The following is an 8933-nucleotide window of genomic DNA, read 5'->3' on the forward strand; positions in this document are numbered from 1 at the left end:
GTGTCGGGCTGCTCGGTCCGACCGGGCCCGGTGGTGCCGCCGGGACGTGGTTTGGTCCCCCAGCGGTTGTCCCCGAACGACACCGGTCTCGTCTCGTCCGTGACCAGATCGTCCCGTCGTCCGAATCCGCGCCGGTCGATGGTCTGGGTGTCCGGTACGACGTCGGGGGGCGGTTCGGCGTCGGTGGCCGGGTCGAGCCGGCCACCGGGAGCGGTGCCGCCGCGACCGCGAAGGACATCGAGGTCGAGTTCCCGGTCGTTGAGTTCCCGGTCGTCGAGCTCCCGTGGGTCACGGGGACCGTCCTGCCCACCGGGGCCGGGCCGGTCCCGGTCCCGGGCTCCCGGGACCGGGTAGTCCCCGTCGTTTCCTCCCCGCCCGAGTAGATCGTGCGGCAGGGTCGGCGGAGCGGCGCTGGTGCCATCCGTCTCGCTGTCGCGCTCGGTGCCGCTGTCGAGGCCGGGGGTGAAGTCGTCCGGCCCGAAGTCGCGATTATCCGCGGTGGGCAGCGAACCCGTTCGGTCGGACCCGAGCTGAGCGGCGGCCAGCGGCCCGGTGAGCGGGAACGGCCCGGTGCTGGGGAACCGCCGGGGCCCACTGGAGCCGTCGAAAAGGCTTTCCGGTCCGGCGGGTTCACCTGCGGTCCGGTGCCCGTTGGCCCCGGTGCCGTTCGTCGGCGCGACCCTGCCGCCCACCGGTTCGGGAGTTCCCGAGCCGGTGCGCTCCGGCCGCTCCGGTGCACGCGGTCCGGTCGGGGAACCGGGGATGGCCGGCGCGTCGCCGGCGCGGGTTCCTAGCGTCGGCGCGGTGGGCCGGCCCGGTCCCGTGCCGGCCCCGCCGTCCCCGGTCACCAGCTTGGCGGGCAGCCGGACGACAGCGGTGATACCTCCGGAGGCGGACTCACGCAGCTGGACGTGGATGCCGTGGCGGCTGGCCAGCCGACCGACCGCGAACAGGCCCATGGTCCGTGACACCGACACGTCGACCACCGGCGGGTTCGCCAGTCGGTCGTTGACCCGTTCGAGTTCCTTGGCCGGCATGCCGATGCCCTGGTCCTCGATCTCGATCATCGCCCCGGCCCCCGGACCGAGCGAGCGGCTGGTGACGAGGACGCTGGTGGCCGGCGGCGAGTACGAGGTGGCGTTCTCGAGGAGCTCGGCGACCAGGTGGACGACGTCGCTGACACCGTTGCCGGCGATGGACACCGCGGCGGCCGACGTCTGCTTGACCCTGGTGTACTGCTCCACCTCGGAGATGGCCGCCAGTACGACCTCGTTCAGCGGGACGGGGTGTGTCCAGCGCCGAGCGGTGTCCGTGCCGGCGAGGACGAGCAGGCTTTCGTTGTTCCGCCGCATACGGGTGGCGAGGTGATCCAGCTTGAACAGGTTGGACAACTGGTCCGGATCCTGCTCGCGGTTCTCCAGCTCGTCGATGAGACGCAGCTGCCGTTCGACCAGTCCCTGACTGCGCCGGGAGAGGTTCACGAACATCGCGTTGACGTTGTTCCGCAGCGACGCCTGTTCGGAGGCCAGCCGGATCGCCTCCCGGTGAACCTCGTCGAAAGCCCGCGCGACTTCGCCGACCTCCTCGTCAGTGTCGATACCGACCGGTTCGATCGAGTCGTCGATGTCCAGCTCGGTGGAATCGCGCAACCGACGGACGGCCTCGGGAAGCCGGTGATCGGCGATGTCCAGCGCGGCGGTCCGCAGCGCCAGCAGGGGGCGGACCAGCGAGCGCGCGACGACCAGTGCGGCGAGCAGGGCGAGGGCCAGGATGAGCACGATCAGTAGACCGGACAGCAGCGCGTGGCGCTGGATGTTGCCCCGCAGGGTGCCTATGCGGGCGTCGACGAGGCCCAAGAGCTTGTCGACGGCCTCCGTACCGGTGTCGATGGTCTGCTGGGTCGCCTGGTCCCATTTCTCGGCTTCCAGCGCGGTCAGCGGCTGACCGATGGGCGCATTCAGAATTTCTTCGACATAATTCTGGGTGTTGCGGATGTCCCCGTTGGTCTCGGTGTCGACCGTCGGTTCGTAGACCGCGAGCTGGTCCGGTAGAGCGACGTTCTCGAGATCGTTGCGCTGGCGGCCCCGCTGGGTCTCGGCCGACAGGAACTCGCGATAGTCGTCTGCCGTGAGGACATGGTTCCCGTTGCGGGTGAGCAGGCCGTGGATAAGTGCCTGCTCCTCGGCGAGAAGCTCCGTCCCGGACATCAAGAAGTAGGCCGTGTTGACCCCGGCGTTGAGCTCCTGGTCGTCATTTCCCTGCGGGATCAGCCGGATCAGGTTGATCAGCGAGTTGATGATCGGCTGAAAGGCGGTCTCGACCGCCTTCCTGTCGATCAGCCTTTCGATCGTCTGCCGCTTGGCGGGCAGCGTGTCCATCCGGCTGCTGATGTCGTCGAGGGCGCGGCGTACCTCGCTGCCGAAGGATCCTCGCCGCTCGCTGGCAGCTGACTTGTACGCCTTGTAAGCTTCATCGACCGCCGCCCGGCGGGTTGGAATCGTGCTCCCGTCCCGGGCGCCGACGGGACCGCTGGCGATGAATCCGGTGCTGTAGGTGCGCTCGGCCTGCAGGGCGTGGACCAGCCCGGACGCCGAGCGGCTGATCTCGGTCAGGTCGGACATCCGGTTGACGTCCCGCGTGCTCGTCAGCACCGTACCCGCCTCGATGGACGAGTAGGCGAGGATCGCGATGACAGGCACGGCCAGAATCGCGATCAGCTTGGTGCGTACCCGCCAGTTGGTGGGGTTGGCGGCGGCGCGGTGAAGGCGCGCCAGTCCCGACCCGGCTGGGTTCGGTGGCGCGGCGAATCGGCCATCGCGCTGCCCGCCGTCTTCGGCGTCCACGGGCGAACCCGGCGCCACTGTCGGCTCCGAGTCTGCGGCGATGCCCGTGCTGCTGGCCATCGGTTGTCTGCGCACGTACCTTCGCAACCTCTCCGCCAGCCTCCCGGAACAGGTCGTACCAGGATGGCTCGGTATCGGGCCCGGATGTCCCTTGTCAGGCACCATAGCGGTACGAAGTCGGCATCCGAAAGGCGCCCACCGTAAGCGCCTTGGTGGCTGCACGTCAGTTGTCGCTACTGCGCGCGGAGTCACCACTACCGTAACCGCCGGGGAAGCCCGACATCGGGCGTCACTGATGATCGAAGCGCTTGTCGGGGTCAGTGAACCGGACTGAAGACGCAAACTCGGCATCCTAGACATCTCCGACATGAGCCCTTACCGCCTTCGCGGCGGCGTCCGGCGTGCTTCGTCTGTTCCGGTGAAGGCCGTGGGAGATGGTTGGGCGCCTGGGCGGACCGGTGGGGTCGCCGTGTCCGTAGGCTTGCGGGGTGAGTGAGTTGCAGCGTAGCAGTGCTGGTCGCGGTGCGGAGCCGCCGGATACCGGCGCGGTTCGGGATGTTCCGCGGTCCCCGGCGGACGGCCCCACCGGCCCGTCCGCGGTGGGGCATCCGGGCTATGACACCGTGCTGGTGATCGATTTCGGTGCCCAGTATGCCCAACTGATCGCCCGGCGCATACGCGAATGTCATGTGTATTCGGAGATCGTCCCGTGGGATATGTCGGTGGACGAGATCCTCGCCCGGCGTCCGTCCGCACTGATCCTTTCTGGCGGCCCGAAGTCCGTCTACTCGCCTGGCGCGCCCCGGGTGGATCCTGCGTTGTTCGCTACCGGAGTGCCTATTCTCGGTATCTGTTATGGCCATCAGGTCATGGCTCAGGCGCTTGACGGCGCCGTCGCGCGCACGGGAACCGCCGAGTACGGAGCAACTCGTCTGTCGGTGTCGGGTCCCGGGGTTCTCTTCGACGGTCTGCCCGTTGTCCAGCAGGTCTGGATGTCGCATGGCGACTCGGTGACCGCCGCGCCGCCCGGCTTCCGGGTGACGGCTTCCACACCGTCGGCCCCGGTCGCCGCCTTTGAGGACCCCGCGCGTCGTCTCTACGGCGTGCAGTTCCACCCGGAGGTGGTCCACAGCGAGCGAGGCATGGACGTGCTGCGGCACTTCCTGTTCGTGGGCGCGGGCTGCCGGCCCACCTGGACAATGATCAACATTGTTGACGAGGCTGTCGCGGCCGTCCGGGCCCAGGTCGGGACCGGACGGTTGATCTGCGGCCTGTCCGGCGGGGTGGACTCCGCGGTCGCTGCCGCGCTCGTGCACCGGGCGGTGGGAGACGCGCTCACCTGCGTCTTTGTCGATCATGGTTTGTTGCGGGCCGGCGAGGCGGAACAGGTCGAACGCGATTTCGTCGCGACCACCGGTGTGGATCTGGTCCATGTCAAGGCGGCCGACCGGTTTGCCGCCGCGCTGTCCGGAGTGACCGACCCGGAACGGAAGAGGAAGATTATCGGCCGAGAGTTCATCCGGGTCTTCGAGGAGTCCGCCCGCGAATTGGAGGCCCGGGCGGAGGCGGAGGGCGCGACGATCGACTTTCTCGTGCAGGGGACATTGTATCCCGACGTGATCGAATCCGGTTCGCCGACGGCCGCGAAGATCAAGTCTCATCACAACGTCGGCGGACTGCCCGAGGACCTGCGGTTCGGTCTGGTCGAGCCGCTTCGGACCCTGTTCAAGGACGAGGTCCGTCGGCTCGGCGAGGAGCTCGGGCTGCCCGAGGAGATCGTCTGGCGCCAGCCGTTCCCGGGCCCGGGCCTCGCCGTCCGCATCATCGGCGAGGTCACGCCCGAGCGGCTCGACGTGGTGCGGGCGGCCGACGCGGTGATCCGGGAGGAGATTCGCAAGGCCGGCCTGGACCGCGAGATCTGGCAGGTCTTCGCGGTGCTGCTCGCCGACGTGCGGTCGGTAGGCGTCCAGGGTGACGAGCGTACGTACGGCTTCCCGATCGTCCTGCGCGCGGTCACCAGCGAGGACGCGATGACCGCCGACTGGGCCCGGCTGCCCTACGGCCTGCTGGAACGCATCTCGAACCGGGTGGTCAACGAGGTGCCGCAGGTCAACCGGGTGGTGTACGACATCACCTCCAAGCCCCCCGGCACGATTGAGTGGGAGTGACGATCCCGGATCGGAGCGCGTGCCCGTCGGGCGACCCCCGCCGACGGGCACGTTTGACGTCCGGGCGGGACCGGAGCACCCTGGATGATGTGACCCCGCACGAGATGGCCATTACCTAGGCGCGCGACCGATCATCGGGTCCGCGCCTCGCCCTTCCGCCTTGTCCTGGTGGGGGGCTTTTTTGTTGCCGCGGTCATGGTGGGGTGGCCGCTCAGCCGCCGGGAGATGCTCCATGACCGCAGCAGCCGCAGACGACCGATCGGTAGCCCCGGACGCCGAACTCTGGGCGTCGGACATCCGCGCCGCGGCCCGCGTCCTTGCCGGGGTGGCACGACAGACCAGAGTCGTCCGGGATCTCGCCCTGTCGGCGGCGATCGGTGCGCCCGTCTGGCTCAAGTGTGAGCACGAGCAGCACACCGGTTCGTTCAAGCTTCGGGGTGCCTACCACCGGGTGGCCACCGCGGATCCGGCGACGCGGGCCCGGGGGGTGGTGGCGGCCAGCGCCGGTAACCACGCCCAGGGAGTGGCCTTCGCGGCCGCGACCTTCGGCGTCGAGGCGACCATCTTCGTGCCGGTGGGGGCCAATCCGGTCAAAGTGGCGCGGACGCGCCGGTGGGGCGCCCGGGTCGAGAAGATACCCGGGGGGGTGGAGGCGGCGCTCGCGGCGGCCGCCGCCTTCGCCGCCCGGGGAGACCGGCTGCTGGTCCACCCATTCGACGACCCGAGGGTGGTGGCCGGGCAGGGCACGATCGGCTTGGAGTTGCTCGATCAGGTGCCCGATCTCGGCACCGTTCTGGTCGGGGTGGGCGGCGGAGGACTGATCAGCGGGCTGGCTGCGGCGGTGCGGTCCCGGCGCCCCGATGTGCGAGTGGTCGGTGTGCAGTCCGTGCTGTCGTCGGCGTTCGCCGCGTCGCTGCGGGCTGGCCGGCGGCTCCCGGTGCCCCCCGGTGGGGTGGTGACGCCTGGTGCCGGAACGACGCCTGGTGCCGGAACACTGTGGGAAGCCGGGACGATTCCGGGCAGCCGGACGTCCGAACAGCCGACGGCGCCACGTTCGTCACGGGTGGTCTCGGCGTTGACCACGATCGCCGACGGTATGGCGGTGAACGCTCCCGGGGTTCTGACCTTCGCCCTTGCCGCACGCCTGGTGGACGAGATCGTCACGGTCGATGAGGCAGCGTTCTGGGAGGCGATGGTGTTGCTGCACCGGGCCGGCCACCAGGTGGAACCGGCCGGCGCCGCGGGGGTTGCGGCTTTGTTGCGTCAAGGTGATCTCGCGCAGGGCCCGACGGTGGCGATCCTGTCGGGCGGCAACATCGACCCGGGGGTGGCCAGCAGGGTGAAGGCGCTCGCGGCCATCCCGCCGAGCGCGTCGAGCACCGCGTGACCGCGTGACCGCCGGTGGGCCGGGCGTTGACGCGGACCACGGCCATCGACGACCCGCCCTCGCGCGCGGGGCGGGGCGGGAACGACGGACAATAGGCTGGTCAGCACGCGGGTCGACGACCACTGGGCGTGGACGCGTGATGGTCATGTGGTGGCACGGACGCGCGAGGACCGCGGCGGGGTGGGGCTGTCGGTGCATCTCGCGAACCACACCGCGAACCGGGTCGTCGGGTGCGCTCCGGGCATGCCGCGGTCCGACCCGCTCGACGTCGAACGTACGATCGGAGTCCCATGAGCGGCTTTTTCGGCGATTCCCACGGCGGCGGATCCGGCATCGCCGGGTCGGTCGGGACGGATGTCCACGGCGGTGCGCACGTGCCCTACGACCTGTTCGGCCCAGCGGTGCTGGCGCCGCCGGTGGGCGGGGACGGGCCCGGTGACTCCTCCTCGCCGCGCCTGGATGCCGAGGGTCTGCTCGACGGGCTCAACCTGCAGCAGCGGGCGGCGGTGGTGCACATCGGAGCACCCCTGCTTGTCGTCGCGGGCGCGGGGTCCGGCAAGACGCGGGTGCTGACTCACCGTATCGCGTATCTGCTGGCTGCCCGGGGGGTCCGGCCGGGGGAGATTCTGGCGATCACGTTCACCAACAAGGCCGCCAGCGAGATGCGCGAACGGGTCTCGGCACTGGTCGGTCCTCGGGCGCGGGCGATGTGGGTGAGCACCTTCCACTCGGCCTGCGTGCGCATCCTGAGGTCCGAGGCGAAGAGTCTCGGGTTCAGCTCGACCTTCTCCATCTACGACGCTGCCGACGCGCAGCGTCTGATCACTCTGGTCACCCGCGACCTCGATCTTGATCCCAAGCGGCATCCCGCCCGAGGTCTGGCGGCACAGATCAGCAACCTGAAGAACGAACTGATCGACTGGGAGGCCGCACGGGACCGGGCCACGAACCACCTCGAGCGGACCGTCGCCGAGGTCTACGCCGCTTATCAACAGCGGCTGGCTCAGGCCAACGCCCTCGACTTCGACGATCTGATCATGACGACGGTGAACCTCCTCCAGGCGTTCCCCGACGTCGCCGAGCACTACCGGCGCCGCTTCCGACATGTGCTCGTGGACGAGTACCAGGACACCAACCACGCGCAGTACGTTTTGGTGCGCGAGCTCGTCGGCCAGCCGGCGTACTTCGGTGGCGGGTCCGCGCCGGTGGAGTCGGAGGAGCCGGCGGCCGAGCCAGCGGCCGGGTCGGGTACCTGGGCCTCGGGCGCCGTCCCACCGGCGGAGCTGTGCGTGGTTGGCGACGCGGACCAGTCGATCTACGCCTTCCGCGGGGCGAACATCCGCAATATCGTGGAGTTCGAGGAGGACTTCCCGAACGCCGCGGTGATCCTGCTGGAACAGAACTACCGCTCCACCCAGACCATCCTCTCCGCCGCGAACGCGATGATCGCGCGTAACAACCAGCGCAAGGCCAAGCGGCTGTGGTCGGACGCCGGTGACGGTGAGAAGATCGTCGGATTCGCCGCCGACAACGAGCACGACGAGGCGGCCTTTGTCGCCGAGGAGGTCGACCGGCTCTCGGACGCGAAGCTCGCGCGGTCCGCCGACGTCGCGGTGTTCTACCGGACCAACGCCCAGAGCCGGGTGTTTGAGGAGATCTTTGTCCGGGTCGGGCTGCCCTACCGGGTGGTCGGCGGGGTGCGGTTCTACGAGCGCAAGGAGATCCGTGATCTCCTTGCCTACCTGCGGGTCCTCGTCAATCCCAGCGACACGGTGAACCTGCGTCGCATCCTGAACGTGCCCCGCCGCGGGATCGGCGAGCGGGCCGAGGCGGCCCTGGCGGGCTTCGCCGATGTCGAGCGGATCGGGTTCGCGCAGGCACTGGAGCGTGTCGACGAGGTGCCGGGGATCGCCGCGCGCTCGGCGAAGGCGGTGCGAGAGTTTACTGCGCTGCTCGCCGAGCTACGCACGGTGGCGGCCGACGACCCGGTGGCCGTGGTCGAGGCGGTGCTTGAACGCACCGGCTACCTGTCGGAACTCCTCGCCGAGGACACCGTCGAGTCCCAGGGCCGGGTGGAGAACCTGCAGGAACTGGTCGGAGTGGTCCAGGAGTTCACCCAGCGGCTGCCCGAGGGCACGCTCGCGGAGTTCCTCGAGCAGGTCTCGCTCGTCGCCGACGCGGACCAGGTTCCGACCGACGACGGTTCCGATGGTGTGGTCACCCTTATGACGCTGCACAGCGCCAAGGGCCTCGAGTTCCCCGTCGTCTTCCTCACCGGTCTCGAGGACGGCGTCTTCCCGCACCTACGGACCTTGGGAGATCCCACCCAGCTCGAGGAGGAACGCCGGCTCGCCTATGTGGGCGTCACCCGGGCCCGGACCCGGCTCTACCTGACCCGCGCGGTGATGCGCAGCGCCTGGGGCCAACCGGCCTACAACCCGCCGTCGCGCTTCCTTGGCGAGGTGCCGGACACGCTGGTTGACTGGCGTCGGCTGGCCGATCCCCCGCCGGCGCCCGCGGGGACGTCCTGGGGCT

At 69.6% G+C, this 8933-nt stretch carries 5 protein-coding genes; 4 read left to right on the plus strand and 1 reads right to left on the minus strand.

Going from position 1 to position 8933, the window contains the following annotated elements:
* A partial coding sequence (locus AC08OP_RS15565) for a nitrate- and nitrite sensing domain-containing protein (protein WP_476614862.1) occupies positions 1–2903 on the minus strand: 2903 nt, incomplete at its 3' end.
* A gap of 539 nt (positions 2904–3442) precedes the next feature.
* Here AC08OP_RS15565 and guaA point away from each other — a divergent pair.
* The 4 genes from guaA to pcrA form a co-directional block, all read left to right on the plus strand.
* Positions 3443–5011 (plus strand): glutamine-hydrolyzing GMP synthase, encoded by a 1569-nt coding sequence (guaA, locus tag AC08OP_RS15570; RefSeq protein ID WP_462187523.1) that lies wholly within the window; start codon positions 3443–3445, stop codon positions 5009–5011.
* A 232-nt stretch (positions 5012–5243) separates the two neighbouring features.
* A complete protein-coding gene (locus AC08OP_RS15575; protein ID WP_476614863.1) occupies positions 5244–6398 on the plus strand; it encodes a threonine ammonia-lyase in 1155 nt (384 codons plus the stop codon).
* Positions 6399–6548: 150 nt separating this feature from the next.
* Positions 6549–6692 carry a hypothetical protein gene (locus AC08OP_RS15580; protein WP_476614864.1) on the plus strand — a complete coding sequence of 48 codons (144 nt, stop codon included), beginning with the start codon at positions 6549–6551 and terminating at the stop codon, positions 6690–6692.
* The coding region (pcrA, locus tag AC08OP_RS15585; protein ID WP_476614865.1) for a DNA helicase PcrA at positions 6689–8933 on the plus strand (2245 nt) is incomplete at its 3' end. The genes AC08OP_RS15580 and pcrA, both read left to right, overlap by 4 nt.

This window comes from Frankia sp. CeRuru1 (assembly GCF_977966315.1).